This is a genomic window from Tenacibaculum sp. 47A_GOM-205m (assembly GCF_000518405.1).
Lineage (GTDB): Bacteria > Bacteroidota > Bacteroidia > Flavobacteriales > Flavobacteriaceae > Polaribacter > Polaribacter lutimaris.
The window spans coordinates 340,068-358,288 of record NZ_JADN01000008.1; the positions used below are offsets into that span (position 1 = coordinate 340,068).

The 18,221-nt window shown below is 33.2% G+C and carries 14 protein-coding genes and 1 pseudogene; 8 read left to right on the top strand and 7 right to left on the bottom strand.

Annotated elements, in window-relative coordinates:
• Position 1: 1 nt before the first annotated feature.
• From N534_RS0110515 to miaB, 3 genes are all read right to left on the bottom strand, one after another.
• Entirely contained in the window at positions 2-508 is a 507-nt protein-coding gene (locus N534_RS0110515; protein WP_028892454.1) for an LptE family protein, read from the bottom strand.
• Between the two features lie 39 nt (positions 509-547).
• On the bottom strand, positions 548-1,780 hold the full coding sequence (locus N534_RS0110520) for a sigma-54-dependent Fis family transcriptional regulator (protein ID WP_028892455.1): 1,233 nt from the start codon (positions 1,778-1,780) through the stop codon (positions 548-550).
• An 82-nt stretch (positions 1,781-1,862) separates the two neighbouring features.
• Positions 1,863-3,317: a tRNA (N6-isopentenyl adenosine(37)-C2)-methylthiotransferase MiaB gene (gene miaB, locus N534_RS0110525; protein WP_028892456.1), complete on the bottom strand. Its 1,455-nt coding sequence runs from the start codon at positions 3,315-3,317 to the stop codon at positions 1,863-1,865.
• A gap of 197 nt (positions 3,318-3,514) precedes the next feature.
• On the opposite strand from miaB, the gene topA reads away from it, so the two are divergent.
• The 7 genes and pseudogenes from topA to N534_RS0110560 all read left to right on the top strand — a co-directional run bounded on the left by topA (position 3,515) and on the right by N534_RS0110560 (position 12,969).
• A complete protein-coding gene (topA, locus tag N534_RS0110530) occupies positions 3,515-6,001 on the top strand; it encodes a type I DNA topoisomerase (RefSeq protein WP_028892457.1) in 2,487 nt (828 codons plus the stop codon).
• Positions 6,002-6,058: 57 nt separating this feature from the next.
• Entirely contained in the window at positions 6,059-7,219 is a 1,161-nt protein-coding gene (locus tag N534_RS0110535; RefSeq protein ID WP_028892458.1) for a formimidoylglutamase, read from the top strand.
• Between the two features lie 97 nt (positions 7,220-7,316).
• Positions 7,317-8,693 (top strand): gliding motility lipoprotein GldK, encoded by a 1,377-nt coding sequence (gldK, locus tag N534_RS0110540; RefSeq protein WP_028892459.1) that lies wholly within the window; start codon positions 7,317-7,319, stop codon positions 8,691-8,693.
• Positions 8,694-8,744: 51 nt separating this feature from the next.
• Positions 8,745-9,386, top strand: coding sequence for a gliding motility protein GldL (gene gldL, locus N534_RS0110545; RefSeq protein WP_028892460.1), 642 nt, complete (start codon positions 8,745-8,747; stop codon positions 9,384-9,386).
• A gap of 42 nt (positions 9,387-9,428) precedes the next feature.
• On the top strand, positions 9,429-10,964 hold the full coding sequence (gene gldM, locus N534_RS0110550) for a gliding motility protein GldM (RefSeq protein ID WP_028892461.1): 1,536 nt from the start codon (positions 9,429-9,431) through the stop codon (positions 10,962-10,964).
• A 19-nt stretch (positions 10,965-10,983) separates the two neighbouring features.
• Positions 10,984-11,844, top strand: a pseudogene (gene gldN, locus N534_RS14710) (gliding motility protein GldN).
• Positions 11,845-11,922: 78 nt separating this feature from the next.
• The gene (locus N534_RS0110560; protein WP_038005917.1) at positions 11,923-12,969 is read left to right on the top strand and encodes an FAD-binding oxidoreductase; all 1,047 of its coding nucleotides are present in this window, start codon (positions 11,923-11,925) and stop codon (positions 12,967-12,969) included.
• 82 nt (positions 12,970-13,051) lie between these two features.
• Here the strand turns inward: N534_RS0110560 and N534_RS0110565 are convergent, their stop codons facing one another.
• Positions 13,052-13,447 carry a DUF983 domain-containing protein gene (locus N534_RS0110565; protein WP_028892463.1) on the bottom strand — a complete coding sequence of 132 codons (396 nt, stop codon included), beginning with the start codon at positions 13,445-13,447 and terminating at the stop codon, positions 13,052-13,054.
• A gap of 119 nt (positions 13,448-13,566) precedes the next feature.
• On the opposite strand from N534_RS0110565, the gene abc-f reads away from it, so the two are divergent.
• On the top strand, positions 13,567-15,483 hold the full coding sequence (gene abc-f, locus N534_RS0110570) for a ribosomal protection-like ABC-F family protein (RefSeq protein ID WP_028892464.1): 1,917 nt from the start codon (positions 13,567-13,569) through the stop codon (positions 15,481-15,483).
• A 2-nt stretch (positions 15,484-15,485) separates the two neighbouring features.
• Here abc-f and N534_RS0110575 read toward each other — a convergent pair whose 3' ends face one another.
• The 3 genes from N534_RS0110575 to N534_RS0110585 all read right to left on the bottom strand — a co-directional run.
• A complete protein-coding gene (locus tag N534_RS0110575) occupies positions 15,486-16,289 on the bottom strand; it encodes an SDR family oxidoreductase (RefSeq protein WP_028892465.1) in 804 nt (267 codons plus the stop codon).
• A gap of 149 nt (positions 16,290-16,438) precedes the next feature.
• Positions 16,439-17,491 carry a HEPN domain-containing protein gene (locus tag N534_RS0110580; RefSeq protein ID WP_028892466.1) on the bottom strand — a complete coding sequence of 351 codons (1,053 nt, stop codon included), beginning with the start codon at positions 17,489-17,491 and terminating at the stop codon, positions 16,439-16,441.
• A gap of 160 nt (positions 17,492-17,651) precedes the next feature.
• The coding region (locus N534_RS0110585) for a hypothetical protein (RefSeq protein ID WP_028892467.1) at positions 17,652-18,221 on the bottom strand (570 nt) is incomplete at its 5' end.

Here is an 18,221-nt window from a genome sequence, read left to right on the forward strand (position 1 = left end):
TTTACCATTTAGCTACAGAAGCATTAAAAATATCTTGTGTAATACGTTCTATAATTTCATCTAATGCAGTTTCTAATACCGAACCGGTTAACAGTTGGTTAGCTCCGTAATCGTAATAAAATGAAAAGCGTTTTTCAAAATTATCTTTTTCTTCTAAAGCGTTTATATAATTTACATTTACAGTAATGGTGAGTCTGTTTTGAGCTGCAGTTTGTTGCGCTGTAGCACTCATAGGTGTAATACGAAAATCGACAATTTCACCAGAAAAATGTAAGTCTCCACCTGTTTTAACTAAAGTTAAATTAGTTTGACGAGTGAACAAATCTTGTAAGTCTTGTGTGAATTTTTGACTTAAAATAGGTTCTACTACTGGAGCTTGGTTAGGAAAAAAATCAACTTGGATTGTTTTTGCATTTCCTGTGTTACCACCAGTGAAAGAGTAAGCACCACAACCAATAATAGTGGTTAAACCAATGAATAAAGATAGTATATATAAAGTTTTTTTCATCTGAAATTGTGAGTGAATTGTAAAAGTAAACAAATTCGCTTATAAGTCGTATTGTTTAATTTTTCGATATAGAGTTCGTTCAGAAATTCCTAATTCTTTTGCAGCTAATTTACGTTTTCCATTATTCTTTTCGAGTGATTTACGTATCATTTCAATCTCTTTTTCTTGTAAAGATAAACTTTCATCTTCTTCGATAGTTTCAGCATAATCATAATCGTCTTGAGGTGGTGAAACTTTAGGGATTTGAACTACTTCAATGTTAGATACCTCAGATAAATCTTGGTCTTGATAAATACGCTCAATTAATCGATGGTTTTCTTCTTGTACCTCTTCTAGGTTGCCACTCTGCATTAAATCGAGTGTTAACTTTTTTAAGTCATTGATATCGTTTCGCATATCGAACAAGATTTTATACATAATATCTCGTTCGTTAGCAAAATCTGATTGACTGCTTGATTTTCCACCAATAATAGCAGGTAAATTACTTCTGTTTTCTGGTAGGTACTGAACTAGTTTTTCTGGCGTAATTAATCTATCTTCTTCAACAATAGATATTTGTTCCGCAATATTTTTTAACTGACGAATGTTACCAGGAAAATTGTAATTTAATAAAATTCTTACAGCATTTTCGTCTAGTCGAATGGTTGGCATTCTGTATTTTTGAGCAAAATCAGCTGCAAATTTTCTAAAGAGTAAGTGAATGTCTTCTCCACGATTTCTTAATGCAGGTAACGGAATTTCTATAGTACTTAAACGGTAATATAAATCTTCTCTGAATTTTTCTTTTGCAATAGCTTCCTGCATGTTTACGTTGGTAGCAGCAACAATACGAACGTTTGTTTTTTGTACTTGAGAAGAACCTACTTTAATAAACTCTCCATTTTCTAATACACGTAACAAACGTACTTGAGTAGTCAATGGTAATTCTCCAACTTCATCTAAAAAAATGGTACCACCATCAGCAACTTCAAAATACCCTTTACGTGTTTGTGTAGCTCCTGTAAAGGCTCCTTTTTCATGTCCGAATAATTCACTATCAATAGTTCCTTCAGGAATAGCTCCACAGTTAACCGCAATGTATTTTGCATGTTTTCTGTGTGATAGTTGGTGAATAATTCTTGGGATGTTTTCTTTTCCAACACCGCTTTCTCCAGTAACGAGTACTGAAATATCGGTAGGAGCCACACGAATCGCTTTTTCAATAGCGCGATTCAACTGTATATCGTTACCGATAATGCCAAAACGTTGTTTTATAGCTTGTAAATTTTCCATTTCTTTCTTTAGAATAGAGAAAAAAGAATAGAGAGAAAAGATTGTGTCTTTTTTCTTTTCTCTTGACTCTCTTTTCTAAAAATTAGTTATTGTCAGAATACCCAACAGCTGTACCTTTTAAGGTAGTAGAGGTACAATCGTCAATACGTACATTTACAAAATCTCCCATTTTATAATTTTCTTTAGGGAAAACCACTACGGTATTTTGTGTATTACGACCTTTCCATTCGTTAGGGTTCTTTTTTGATGTTCCTTCAATCAATACTTCTTGAACTTTACCAAGATTCTCTTTTGTTCTGTATAAACTGTGTTCTTGTTGTAAATCAATGATTTCTTGTAAACGACGTTTTTTAGTTTCTAACGGAACGTCATCTTCCATTTTTTTAGCAGCTAAGGTTCCTGGTCTTTCAGAATAGGCAAACATAAATCCGAAGCTGTATTTTACATGACGCATTAAGTCTAAAGTATCTTGATGGTCTTGTTCTGTTTCTCCACAGAAACCAGCAATCATATCTTGGCTTAAAGCCATTTCAGGAATGATCTTGTAAATATTATCAACCAATTCCATGTATTCTTCACGAGTATGTTGACGGTTCATTGCTTCAAGCATTGCATTGCTTCCACTTTGAACAGGTAAGTGGATGTATTTACAAATGTTTTTATGTTTTGCCATTATGTGAATTACGTCTAATGTCATATCCTGCGGATTTGAAGTAGAAAAACGAAAACGCATTTTAGGAAACTCTGTAGCACACATATCTAGTAACTGAGCAAAATCAACAGCAGAAGCTTGCGCTAATTCAGAAGCTTTTTTGAAATCCTTTTTCAATCCACCACCATACCATAAGTATGAGTCAACATTTTGACCTAGTAAAGTAATTTCTTTGAAGTTTTTCTCTTGCATACTGCGGATTTCTTCAATAATACTCTTAGGATCACGACTACGTTCACGACCACGTGTAAACGGAACTACACAGAATGTACACATGTTATCGCAACCACGGGTAATTGATACAAAGGCTGAAACTCCGTTAGAGTTTAAACGTACAGGAGAAACATCAGCATACGTTTCTTCTTTTGATAAGATTACGTTCACAGCATCACGTCCAGCATCGACCTCTTCAATTAAATTAGGTAAGTCACGATATGCATCAGGACCCACAACCAAGTCAACGATTTTTTCTTCCTCTAAAAATTTCTCTTTTAATCGCTCTGCCATACAACCAAGTACTCCAACTTTCATGGTTGGATTTACTTTTTTTACAGCGTTATATTTTTGCAGTCTGTTACGAACTGTTGTCTCGGCTTTTTCACGAATAGAACAAGTGTTCACCAGTACCAAATCAGCATCTTCTAAATTTTGAGTGGTGTTAAAACCTTGTTCTGCTAAAATTGACGCCACAATTTCGCTGTCGTTCATATTCATTTGACAACCATAGCTTTCTATAAAAAGCTTTTTGTTGTTTCCTTCTTTGTGTTCTGTAACAAGGGCTTTTCCTTGTTGTTTCTCATCAATTATTTTTTCTACGTGTTCCATAAATCCTAAAATCGTGCTAAATAGGGTGCAAATATACAACCAAAAAGTATTATTTGTGACAAATTGACATGGATAGTTTTGTTTAATAAAAGGTAAAGTTTTGCTAAAAATTAATCATTAAAAAAAAACTATATACTTTTGCAAACTGAATTATACCTATATTAATAAGGTGTAAAGTGATAATGAGATAAAGACGTATGGCAAAAAATTTAGTAATAGTTGAGTCACCTGCTAAGGCAAAAACAATAGAAAAGTTTTTAGGGAAAGATTTTCAGGTTGAATCGAGTTTTGGACACATTGCAGATTTACCATCTAAAGAATTAGGGGTAAATGTTGAAGGAGATTTCAAACCAAAATATATAGTTTCTACCGATAAAAAAGCGGTAGTAAAAAAACTAAAAGATTTAGCAAAGAAAGCAGAAACAGTATGGTTAGCTTCCGATGAGGATCGCGAGGGAGAAGCTATTGCATGGCATTTAGCAGAACAATTAAAGCTAAAGGAAGAAAATACAAAGCGTATTGTTTTTAACTCAATTACTAAACAAGCAATTTTAAAAGCAATTGAAAATCCACGTACTATTAATTATAACTTAGTAGATGCACAACAAGCGAGACGTGTGTTAGATAGAATAGTAGGTTATGAACTGTCTCCAGTGTTATGGAGAAAAGTAAAACCGGGGTTATCAGCAGGTAGAGTGCAGTCAGTAGCAGTGCGTTTAATAGTAGAGCGTGAGCGTGAAATTGAAAGCTTTGAAACCGAAGCATCTTATCGAGTAGATGCTGAGTTTGTAAATGCTGAAGGAAAAAAGTTTAAAGCGAAGTTAGCAAAGAATTTTTCAACTAAAGAAGAAGCAGAAACATTCTTAAATTCTTGTGCTGATGCAGCGTTTTCAGTAGCAGATTTACAACAAAAGCCTGCGAAAAAGTCACCAGCACCACCATTTACAACGTCAACATTGCAACAGGAAGCATCTAGAAAGTTAGGTTTTCCAGTAGCAAAAACGATGATGATGGCGCAACGTTTATACGAAGCGGGATTGATAACCTACATGAGAACAGATAGCGTTAATTTATCTGATGACGCTAAAAATGCGGCACAAGAAGAAATTATAGCTTCTTATGGTAAAGAATATAGTAAGCCACGTAATTTTTCAACTAAAACAAAAGGAGCCCAAGAGGCGCACGAAGCGATTCGTCCTACAGATATGACACGTCATGAGGTTTCTGTAGATTATGATCAAGATAGATTGTATAGTTTAATATGGAAACGTACACTAGCATCACAAATGAGTGAAGCACAATTGGAGCGTACCGTTGTAAAAATAGACAACAATAAGAACAAGAAACAGTTTACAGCCAATGGTGAGGTGATTACTTTTGAAGGTTTCTTAAAAGTATACTTAGAAGGAACAGATAATGAAGATGAAGAGCAAGCAGGAATGTTGCCTAAAATGGAAGTAAACGAATCTTTAATTAATGAATTAATTACAGCAACAGAACGTTACACACGTCCGCCAGCAAGATATACCGAAGCTGCCTTAGTAAAACAATTAGAAGAGTTAGGTATTGGACGTCCTTCTACGTATGCACCAACAATTTCAACTATCCAAAGAAGAGAGTATGTGGAAAAAGGAACTGTTGAAGGAAAAGAAAGAAACTATACACAGTTAAGTTTAGCAAATCAAATAGTATCAGAGCAAGTCCTAACAGAACGAGTAGGTTCTGATAAAGGAAAGTTAGTTCCAACAGATATCGGAAATATCGTAAATGACTTTTTAGTAGAAAATTTTGATACAATTTTAGATTACGGTTTCACGGCTAAAGTTGAAAATGAATTTGATGAAATAGCAGAGGGAAATGAAGATTGGACTGCAATGATTAAAGATTTCTACAAAAACTTCCATGTAGTTGTAGAAGATGTTGCAGCAAATGCTGAAAGAGCAAAAGGAGAACGTTTGTTAGGTGTAGATCCTGAAAGTGGTAAGAATGTATATGTGCGTTTAGGACGTTATGGAGCAATGGTTCAGATTGGTGAAGCTACTGATGAAGAAAAACCTCGTTTTGCAAGCTTACAAGGTGATCAAACTATGAATTCTATCACTTACGAAGAAGCGATGGATTTATTTAAGTTACCAAAAGTTTTAGGAGACTATGAAGGTATGGAAGTAGAAGTAGCAAACGGTAGATTTGGTCCTTATATTAAATTCGATGGAAAATATGTGTCGCTTGATAGAGACGAAAATCCAATGTCAGTAGATATGGATAGAGCTATTGAATTGATTGAAGCTAAACGTAAAGCAGATGCTCCTATTGGTGAGTATGAAGGAATGCCAATTCAAAAAGGAGTTGGACGATTTGGACCTTTTATTAAGTGGAATTCTATTTTCATCAATGTTAACAAAAAATACGATTTTGATAATTTAAGTCAATCAGATTTAGAAGAGTTAATAGAGGATAAAAAGAAAAAAGAACGCGAAAAGCTCATCCATAATTTTGAAGAAGTTGGTATTCGTGTAGAAAAAGCACGTTGGGGTCGTTTTAATGTAATTAAAGGTAAAATAAAGGTTGAATTACCTAAAACAACAGAGATTGAGAAGTTAACGCAAGAAGAAGCTGTTAAAATGATTGAAGCAAAAACTCCAAAAAAGAAAACAGTAAAGAAGAAAGTAACCAAAAAGAAATAAAGAAGCTTTCTATAAAAAATAGTTTGTTATATTAGCGCTCTTAAAATCCCCCAATAAATGAATCTTGACTTCTTTACACCTATCGAAGAATCTGTAGCTGCTCACGTACTTGAGCAAGCGCCTTCGGTATTAGGTAAAATAGTTCAACTTCATACTGTTGATAATGGTTTTCCAGATTTAACAGAAGTTTCAATAGCTATTTTAGGAGTAAAAGATGGAAGGGGAGCAGTAGGTAATGAAGGTTGCGGAAATGGGTTAGACCAAATTCGTAAACACTTTTATCAGTTGTTTGCTGGTAAATGGACAACCCAAATTGCCGATTTAGGAAATATAGAGAAAGGGAATACTGTAGAGGATACTTATTTTGCGGTAAAATCATCAGTAGAGTTTTTACTAAAGAAAAATATTATGCCAATCATTATAGGTGGCGGGCAAGATATTACCTATGCAAATTATAGGGCTTACGATAACTTAGAGCAAACAGTTAATTTAGTAGCTGTTGATAGCCGATTCGACTTAGGTTCGTTAGAGGATGAGCTGACGTCAAAATCATATGTAAGTAGAATTGTTATGGAAGAGCCTAACAATCTTTTTAACTTTAGTAATATAGGATATCAAACCTATTTTAACTCGCAAGATGAAATAGACTTATTAGATAAGTTGTATTTTGATGCATATAGGTTAGGAGAAGTAAAAGACATTACTTTAGTAGAACCTATAATGAGAGATGCAGATGTGGTGAGTATAGATGTTGGAAGTATTCGTCAAAGTGAAGCGCCAGCTAACGAAAACGCCTCACCAAATGGGTTTTACGGAGAAGAAATTTGTGCAATAGCACGATATGCAGGAATAAGTGATAAAGTAACTTCTTTCGGGATTTACGAATACAATGTAATGTTAGACTCAAATAGTCAAACAGCAAAGTTGATAGCTCAAATAATTTGGTACTTTATAGAAGGAATGAACTCTAGAGCAAAAGATTATCCGTTTGCAACCAAAGAAAGTTATCAGAAATTTACAGTACTTTTAAGCGATGACGACCCTATAAACTTTTATAAAAGTGATAAAAGTGGTCGTTGGTGGATGGAAATAAATTTAATATCGAATAATAAACACAAAAGACATGCGTTAATACCATGTAGCTATCGAGATTATGAACTAGCACTACAACAAAAAACACCTGAAAGGTGGTACAAAGCTTTACAAAAGCTTGTTTAGAAGAAAGTTGCATAAAGTGTGAAAAAATATAACTCGTAATTGTTTTTTAATAAAAAAAATAATAGGTTTACGCCTCTTTTATAAGAAAAGATATAATATGAAAAAAATAGCATTACTTGCATTATTGGTATCTATCATCTACTCTTGTGGTTCAAGTGGAGATAGAGGAGAGTTAGTAGGAGTAAAGTCTACAAGAAAATGGTTTGCCGAAAAACCATATGGAATGGCTAAAATACCAGGAGGGTCTTTTACTATGGGTAAACAAGATGAAGATCCTATGGGAGCTATGAATGCGCCAACAAAAACTGTAACTGTACAACCATTTTATATGGATGAAACAGAAATTACAAATAGTGAGTATAAAGCATTTGTGTTCTGGGTAAGAGATTCTATCACAAGAACTAAGTTAGCTTATCAAGCAGAGTTTGCTTCAATGGGAGCTGGTGATGCAGAAGGAGCAGGAAGAGCTGAAGGTATTCAGTTATATGCGTTTGCATCAAAAGATACTGTAAATGAAACTCCTTACGAAAAGTACATGCGTGAAAATTACTATGAGTTAGGAGCTGGGTTAGACTCTTTAAAACCATTAAATTGGGAAGAAGAAATTATTTGGGAAGCTCCTGAATACCCAGATGCTGATTATGTAGAAGTAATGGATTCTTTATATATTAAGAAAGATGAGGCTTTAAACGGAATTAGAACGTTCAATACAAAGTTATTAAATTATAGATATTATTGGTTTGATAATGAGGCAGCAGCAAGAACAGGAAAGAATAGAAAAGATTTCTTAAAAAATGAAGTTATCAATGTATATCCAGATACCACAGTTTGGATTAAAGACTTCAACTATTCATACAACGACCCAATGCACCAAGAGTATTTTGCTCATAAAGCATATGAAAACTACCCAGTAGTAGGTGTAACTTGGAATCAAGCAAAAGCATTTTGTAATTGGAGAACTCAAACTAAAAATAACTTCCAACGTTCAAGAAGAAAGTTAGGATTAGTACCTGCGTTCAGATTACCAACAGAGGCTGAATGGGAATATGCAGCTCGTGGAGGTTTAGACTATGCTAAATATCCTTGGGGTGGACCAAGTACTACAAGTGATAGAGGATGTTTCTTAGCAAACTTTAAACCAGTACGTGGTGACTATGCAGCAGATGGAGCTTTATATACAGTGGAAGCAATGTCATACAATCCAAATGAATATGGGTTATTTAATATGGCAGGTAACGTTTCTGAATGGACAAATACAGCTTATAACCAAATGTCTTATTATATGGGGTCTACAATGAACCCGAACGTAGAGATTAAAGAAAATAGAAGAAAAATTATCCGTGGAGGTTCATGGAAAGATGTAGCCTATTTCTTAGAAGTAAGTTCTCGTGACTGGGAATATGCTGATACTGCAAGAAGTTATATCGGATTTAGAACTGTTCAAGATTATTTAGGAACAAACAAGAGTAATTAAACAAGAAAACAAGAATAAATATTAATCCCCAAAAATTAAAAATTAAAAATTATGGCACAATCAAAATCAACTAAGAAGATGTTTAATATGGCTTACGGTTTAGGAGCCGCAGTAGTTATTATTGGAGCATTATTTAAAATTTTACACTGGCCTTTTGGAAATGAAGTATTAATGATAGGTATGATTGTGGAAGCAGCAGTTTTCGCATTATCAGCGTTTGAAGCAGTAGAAGACGATTTAGATTGGACTAAAGTATACCCAGAGTTAGCAGATGGTCAATCATTAGGAGGTAAGAAAGGTAAAGAAGCATCTCCAGAAGAAGCACAAAGCATGTTATCTCAAAAATTAGATAATATCTTAAGCGAAGCTAAATTAGATGCTCAGTTAGTATCTCGTTTAGGAGATAGTATTAAAAATTTCCAAGGAGCAGTAGAGCCTTTAGCATCTGCTTCTCAATCAATTTCAGCTACAAATAGCTACAACGAGCAAATGTCTAGAGCAGCAGCTCAAATGGAATCTTTAAACAGTTTATACCAAACACAAGTAGAGAATGCTAGTAAGCAAGCTGACTTAAACTCTGCAATGGTTGAAAACTCTCAACGTTTACAAGAGCAAATGCAATCTCTAGCTACGAATTTATCTTCGTTAAATGGAGTTTATGGTGGAATGTTATCTGCAATGTCTAACAAGTAATTAATTAGTTTATCTAATTTTTAACGAAACAAACTAATTAATATGGCAGGAGGAAAACTATCACCAAGGCAGAAGATGATTAACCTGATGTACTTAGTGTTTATTGCAATGTTAGCAATGAACATGAGTAAAGAGGTATTATCAGCCTTTGGATTAATGAATGAAAAGTTAACAGTAGCAAACGAAAAGGCAACTGAGAAAAATAAAACAGCTTACGAAACGTTAGCCCAAAAAGCTGCTGAACAAGCAAAGCAGTATGGAGAGGCTAAAGAGAAAACAGATAAATTAAAAGTAGCTGCGGATGAATTATATGCATATGTTGGAGATTTAAAGAGCCGAATGACTGGTGATTTAGAAGATAAAACAGCATATGAAACTATGGATAAGTCTAAATTTTTAGACGAATTATTCTTTAAAGGTGGAAAAGTAACTGAAGCAGGTAAAGAATTTGTAGCTAAAATTGAAGGGTTTAGAAATCAAGCAATGACAGCTTTAGAAGGAACTGAGGTTGCAGGTGTTATTGCAACTCGTTTTAATACCGATAAAGAAGAAAATAAAGATGGAAAGAAAATCGATTGGTTAAAGTATAACTACGAAGGTTTCCCTTTAATTGCTTCTTTAACAAAGTTAACTCAAATTCAAGCAGATATTAAAGCTACAGAATCTGACGCATTAACCGCGTTATTACAAGGAGAGTTACAAAGTGCAGTTTCTATGACAAAGTATGAGGCTATGGTTGTTTTCGACAAGAGTGCATACTATCCAGGAGAAAACTTATCAGGTAGAATTGTTTTAGGAAAGAAAGATCCTAACTTAACTGCAGAGAAAGTTATCATTAATGATAAAGAGGTTGAAGCAGAAAAAATTCAAGCAGGTCAAGTTATCTTAGACGGTCCAGCAGGAAACGTTGGAGATAAAGAATTGAAAGGAGAGTTCCAGTTTAAAGAAGGAGATTCTATTGTAAAAATAGATATCAAAGGAGCGTATGCTGTAATTCCAAGACCAAATGAAGCATTAGTTTCAGCAGATAAAATGAACGTTGTATATCGTGGTTTAGCTAACCCATTAACAATTTCTATTCCAGGAGTACCAAGTAACAAAGTTGCTGCAAATGCACCAGGATTAAAAAGAGTAAGTGGAGATAAATATACTATGTATCCTGGTAAAGGAAGCGAAGTAAATATCGTTGTAACTGGTACACCAGCAGGATCAGATAAAGGAGTACGTTCTGTAAAGAAATTTAGAATTAAAGACATACCTCCAGCGGTAGGTATGGTAAGAGGACAATACGGTACTGTAAAAATGCCAAAGGCAAGTTTAGGGAATGTTAGTATTGCAGCTGGTTTACCAGACTTCTTATTCGATTTAAAATTAAACGTATCAAGCTTTAAAATTAAAGTTCCTGGTCAAGTAGCTATCCCAGTTAGTGGAACTAGATTAAACCCTAGAGCTAAAGCAGCATTATCAAAAGCTAGAAGAAATGATGTAATTACTATTTTTGATATTAAAGCATCAGTTTCTGGCTCTAATTATAGCATCAAAAAAGTATTACCTGTTGCTATAGAAATTACAAATTAATAAGTAAAAACAAGAAAGTATGAATTGGAAGCGTTTTTATATGGTTTTATTCGCATTTGCAGCTACAAGCTACGCAAGTGCTCAAGCTAACCTTTTAAATGCTAAAAAGGTAGATGAAATTGGATTTAAATCTGAAGCGCAAATCGCTTCAGAAGATGACAAACCACTTCCTTATGGCTACATTAGTGATAGAGATGTGTTATGGTCTAAAGTGGTGTGGGAATATGTAGATTTAAATCAAAAAATAAATCTTCCGTATTATTACCCAATTGATACTGCGAATGCCGGATTAACAAGACGTTCATTATTCGATACACTATTGAAAGGAATTAAAAATGGTGAAATTAAAGAGGTTTATAACGACTCTTATTTTACTACCAAAATAGGAATGGATGAAGTTATGTTAATGATTTATAATGAGCGCCAAAATGGTGATTATGTTGATCCTTACTATGTATAGTCTCAAGATATCAAAGGATATATGTTAAAAGGTCTTTGGTATTTTGACAAGCGTCAAGGTGAGTTAAAGTATCGCTTGTTAGCGTTAGCTCCAATGGGACCAGACGTACAAGTAATGGGAGTTGAAGAAATTGATGATAAAGAAAATGTGTATGACCTATTTTGGGTGTATTTTCCAGATGCAAGAGAAGCATTACACAAATCAAAAGTATTCAACCCTGAAAACTCAGCACAACCATTGTCTTACGATAACTTGTTAAATGCAAGACGTTTTAATTCTACAATTCTTAAGGAAGAAAATATCTATGGGGACAGAGCTATTTCTGAATATGTTCGTGGAAACTCTTTATTCCAATTATTAGAAGCGAATAGAATTAAAGAAGGTATTCGTGATCGTGAAATGGATATGTGGAATTACTAATAATTTGACTACATACATAATTAAAAAAGAGCTTGCATTGCAAGCTCTTTTTTATTGTAATAATATTATTTTTGAAGTATGATTAAAAAGGTAGATTATATAGTTGTTGGTTTAGGGCTATCAGGAATAGCATTTGTAGAAAAACTGATAGAAAACAACAAGAGTTTTATTGTTTTTGAAAACAACTCACAAGTATCTTCTGTAGTAGCAGGAGGGGTTTATAATCCTGTAATTTTAAAACGATTTACTCCTGTTTGGAATGGTCATGAGCAGCTGATAAAAGCACTTCCTTTTTATAAAAAGTTAGAAGAAAAATTAAACATAACATTAGATTATAGTTTCACTACAAAAAAGGTGTTTACAAGTGTAGGTGATGAGAACAATTGGTTTATAGCTTCGGACAAACCGATGTTGTCTTATTATATGAATCCTACTATTCAAAAAGAAAAAATTAAAGGAATAATAGGCGATTATGGTTTTGGAGAGTTAACAGGAACTGGAAGAATAGATACACCATTGCTTGTTACTACCTATAAAGAATATATCAATTCCTTAGGGAATCTAGTAGAGGAAGCTTTTGATTATTCTAAAGTAGAGATTTCAGAAGATAAAGTAAGCTATGATAACATCACGGCAAAAAGAATAGTGTTTAGCGAAGGTTTTGGATTGAAAAGAAACCCGTTTTTTAATTACTTGCCTCTAAACGGAACTAAAGGAGAAACCATAACAATTCATGCACCTAAACTGCAAATAGATTTTTTATTAAAAGGAAGTGTTTTTGTGATGCCTTTAGGAAATGATAACTATAAAGTTGGAGCAACGTTTAATTGGACAGATAAAACCTCTATTCCAACAGATGAAGGAAGAAAAGAGTTGGAAGATAAGCTTCAGAAAATTATTTCAGTTTCTTATACAGTGATAGAACAATCAGCAGGAATACGACCAACAGTAAAAGATAGAAGACCTTTGGTAGGTGTTCATCCTAAATACGCTCAATTAGCAGTTTTAAACGGTTTAGGAACTCGTGGAGTTATGGTAGCGCCAACTGTTGCTGAAAATTTGTTTAATCACCTTGAAAATAGCGAAAACCTAGATAGCGAGATAGATATTAAAAGATTTGAATAATCCAAGTTTAAAAAAGCATATATAAAAATAGCTTCCTAATTTGAGGAAGCTATTTTTGTTTGATATAATTATATTTTAAAAACTATTTTTCTGATTGTAATTCTTTAGCGTCCTTTTTATAACTCACGAAAAGGTTAATCCATATAATCCTTGAAAGACGAATAGTAACTGGAGTTAAGATTAAAGAAACAATTACAATAGCAATAAAACTATGTAAAATAGACAATCCGATAAACATCTTTGCAATAATAAAAATAGCAACAAAAAGAGCCACAGCAAGAGCATAATTTACATACATGGCACCAAAGAAAAAAGAAGGTTCCATCATGTATTTTAAGTTACATTTTGGGCAGTTTTCGTGCAAAGTAGTGACTTTTTTAGGATTGAAGTTCAATTTATATTTAAAAAACTCACCTTCATGACAACGAGGGCATTTACTGTTGAAAATACTATATAATTTACTCCCTTTTCCAAACATTTCTTCTGGGTATTAAGTTCAATTAACTATTTGCTTTTTGTAAGTTTGCACAAATTTCAACAAAAATAAAACTCTTGTTTGTAACTCTAGTTACAAAATCAAAGTAATTTTCTAAAAATATGTTAAACGTACACGACGTATCAGTTTCATTTATGGGAACAGACTTGTTCTCAGGAATCACCTTTAAATTAATTAAAGGAGACAGAATAGGATTAATAGGTAAAAATGGAGCTGGAAAATCTACTTTATTAAAAGTGCTTTCTAAAGATATAGAGAGTAGTGGAGGAACCTTGGCGTTTGATAAAGATGTGCGTATTGGTTTTTTACGTCAGGATATTGATTTTGTACACGGAAGAACTATTTTAGAAGAAGCTTATCAAGCATTTACTGAAATTAAAGAAATTGAACTAGAACTCGATGAAATCAATCGTCAATTAGCAGAAAGGACTGATTATGAAAGTGAAGCATATAATCAGATAATTATAGATTTAAACGAAAAAACTGAACGTTACGAATTATTAGGAGGATACAACTATCAAGGAGAAACCGAAAAGATTTTACAAGGATTAGGGTTTCAACGAGAAGATTTTAATAAGTTGACTGATACCTTCTCTGGAGGTTGGCGTATGCGTATTGAATTGGCAAAACTCCTTCTTCAGAATAACGATATTTTATTGCTCGATGAGCCTACCAACCACTTAGATATTGAGTCTATTATTTGGTTAGAAAATTTCTTGAAGAATTATGCAGGAGCTATTGTATTGGTATCGCACGATAAAATGTTTTTAGATAACGTAACCAATCGTACTATAGAAATTTCGTTAGGACAGATTTACGATTACAAAAAACCGTATTCTGAATTCTTAAAATTGCGAGCTGAAATCAAAGAAAAGCAGTTACAAACGCAAAAAAATCAACAAAAGGAAATAGAACATACCGAAAAGTTGATAGAGAAGTTCCGTGCAAAAGCTAGTAAAGCAGCCATGGCGCAATCGCTGATTAAAAAGTTAGAAAAAGTAGAGCGTATTGAGGTTGATCAAGATGATAATGCAGTAATGAATGTTCGTTTTGAAATATCAAAAGAACCTGGTAAAATTATTGTCGAGGCTGAAAACTTAACCAAGAACTACGGAGAAAAAGAGGTGTTGAAAGATGTTGATTTACTCATTGAACGTAATAGTAGAATTGCTTTTGTAGGACAAAACGGTCAAGGAAAATCAACCTTAGCAAAAATGATGGTAGGAGAAATTCCGTTTGAGGGAAGTTTAAAACTAGGACATAATGTAGAGATAGGATATTTTGCGCAAAATCAGTCAGAAGAATTACCACCTGAAAAAACAGTGTTGGAAATTATGGAAGACGCTGCAACCGATACCAATAGGATGCGAGTTCGTGATATGCTTGGAGCCTTTTTGTTTGGTGGAGAAGCGGTAGATAAAAAAGCGAAAGTCTTATCAGGAGGAGAGCGAAACCGTTTAGCCTTGTGTAAGCTATTATTAACACCTTTTAACGTGTTGATAATGGATGAACCTACCAACCACTTAGATATTGCTTCTAAAAACGTATTAAAGAAAGCGCTACAAAACTTTGACGGAACGTTAATCGTAGTATCTCACGACCGTGATTTTTTACAAGGATTAACCACTACGGTTTACGGATTTAAAGACCGAGAAATAAAAGAATATTTAGGCGATATTGATTATTTCTTAGAGCAACACAAAATGGAAAGTTTGCGTGATGCTGAGAAAAAAACTGTAGTAAAGGCAGAAAAAGATACGTCTAAAAAAGAAGCCTATCAACTTTCTAAAGAACAAGAAAAGGAACTTAAAAAGTTGAAAAATAGGTTGAATAAAATTGAAAATCAAATAGCAGATTTAGAAGCTGAAATTGAAAAAATAGATTTAGAGTTAGCTCAGAACTACGACGAAGTTTCTTCTCGCCCAAACTTCTTTGAAAACTACAAAGCCAAAAAAGCAAAAGTAGATGAACTTATGGAAGAATGGGAACTAGTAGAGGAGCAAGTAGCTAGTTTTTAATATTACTTTTTGCGACCAGAGAAATGTTCCATCGTTTTATAAATTCCAAAGACGTTTCCAGCAAACCAATCAAAAATAGTAATTGACGTTACCGCTTGAGCAAAACGTGTAAATCTGTAAATATAACCAGGAATACTGATTAGCTTTTTATTCTTCTCAATAGCTTTAACAATGGTTAATGCTGTTGCTTCAGGTTCAAGAATTGGAATTTTAGATCTTACACCGTCAAACATACCTGTATTGATGTAGTAAGGCAGTATTGTGGTAACATTTACTTTTTTATTCAGCTGCTCCATCTCTAAACGCAAGCTATCCGACCAACCGATAAGTGACCATTTACTAGCTGCATACACAGACATTTTAGGATTTGAAACTATTCCGCCAGAGGAAGCAATATTGCAAATATGTCCTGAATTTTGATCTAACATATCGTTAAGAAATTCTAATGTGATAAACATTGGCGCATTTGCATTAATTTCCATGGTTTTTGAAATGTCAGATACCGTATGATCTTTAAAATATTTACCAACTATAATTCCTGCATTATTGATTAAAACATCAACAACACCAACTTCTGCTTTAACTTTTTTAGCGGTGTGTTGAATTTGCTCAAGGTTCGAAATATCAACGGTGTACGTAATTAGCTCTCCTTGGTTAGAAAATTCAGCTATGGTTTTATCAGTATTTTCTTGATTAATATCCCAGATAATAACTTTGGCTTTTCGTTCTAATAGTAAACGAACCATTATTTTGCCAATTCCAGAAGCTCCTCCAGTAATTAAAACTGTTTTATCTTTTAAGTGCATATTTTTTTTGGTTGTAACGGTTTTGTGTAAGCGTCAGTAACGGGAAAGTGCGCGAGTGCTTTCCGCTGACGCACCTAATTTAGCAAAACGAGTTGAATTTCCGATTAGGAAATTCAGCCGTTATTGCGCTTACACGTTGTTGACAGTAGTTATTTTTGATATAGTACATAGTTAACTAAACTCATTTTACTGTATTGCATTCCAGCTATCAATTCCATATAATGTTTTTCCCTTTCTTCAGGTTTATTCCAGTCAAAGAAAATGTCTCCCATCAATAAATTTCCTGTATGAGCAATTTGAGAACGTCTTCCATAAAGTTTATTTATAACTTTATTTAAGTCCTCATTTTGTGATAAGTACTTTTTTAGATAATTTTTAATTTGTTGGCTAATTCCCCAAATTGGATTTCCACATTTTTTGCATTTATAATTCGATGTTTTTATTGTTTTACAGGAATTACATTCAAATTCTATCTCTTCCTTATTAATTTTAGATTCAAGATGAGTCATTGTTTCAATACTTGAAATAAAAGCAAGAAAAGCTAAACTTTTCATATGATTTCTTATTTTCATTCCATTGTTGATTAATGTGACAGCCGAATCGAAATATTGTTTTTGTAAATCATTTAAATTTTTAAGGGAATCAAAAAACAACTCTGTATATTCTCCAATTGTTAATTCATTTTCAAGTTGATTGTCAATATCTGGATGAGTGTAATACCTATTATGGTCAATATTATCAACCTCTTTGAATTCAGTTTCTGAAAACTTGTAGATATACATTTTGCCCTTAAAGTTTTCATCGTAGTAAATTTTTGCTCCATACTGACATTTTATATCCTCACTTTTTTTTCCATTCAGATTTATGTACCAACCTTGGTCAGTTGAATCGTAAGTAAAAAAGTAATGGTTAGTGACAACAGAGAGTAATCTTAAAATATACCTCATAACATTATTTTCGTGATTTAATTCTGAAAAAGAATCAGAAGTATCTTCGTCAACAATATCTTCGTGAGATATGTGTATGATATCATTTTTATTGTAGGTGTATTCTAAAATGAATGGATAATGATTGGTTTTTACATCTTTATCTATATACTCAACAATAGGTATAATTTGAAACCAATCACATTTGAATGTTTTCTTTATTTTTTTATTACAAAAACAAATAGCTCTATTGTATTTTAATTCTTTTTCGCTCATCGTTTTTGTCTAATTACTGCCAACGTTTATGTGTAAGGATAGTTGCGTGTGCGAGCAACTAACTTACTAAAAATGGAACAAACCAGAGGAAAATCCGTAGGATTTTCCGAGTAGGCTAGAACCAAGCAATTGTTTTTACACGGTGTTGGCAAACGTATTTTTAATCCACGTAGCCTTGATAATCAATTGTTTTTAACGTGTCGTTTTCAAATGTAAAAATGAAAACGGAAGTGTTTTCTAAATCTCCGATTTTTATTAAATCAGACTCCAATTCCGATTTTAATATGTTTTCAAGAGCCTGTTTTTTTACTCCAATTTTGATGGAATCCAAAAACTTAAATTCCGAACTTCTAATTTTCGCTGAATAAACCCATTCTCTTTCTTGATATTTATAAGAATAGATTTTATTCTGCTCAAAAGTCCGAGTTTTAATCGTGTCAGTTATTGTCTGGTCGTGCGTGTTTATTTTCGGTTCAGTTTTTAATTCAAACTTTGGATTCAGAGCTAATTCATCTAATTCAGATTCCAGTATATTCCGCAAACTATCATTTTCAAAATACTGTTCAGAAATATTAATTTCCTCAATCGGCTTTTTTGGTTCAGCTTTTAATTCAGTTGTCGGTTTTTGTTCAATTGATACCGCTTTTTTATTTTCTTTTTGTTTACAAGAAACTATCAAAATCAGAACAAATATCGAAGTAAGTAGGTGTCTTTTCATATGTTTGCCAAC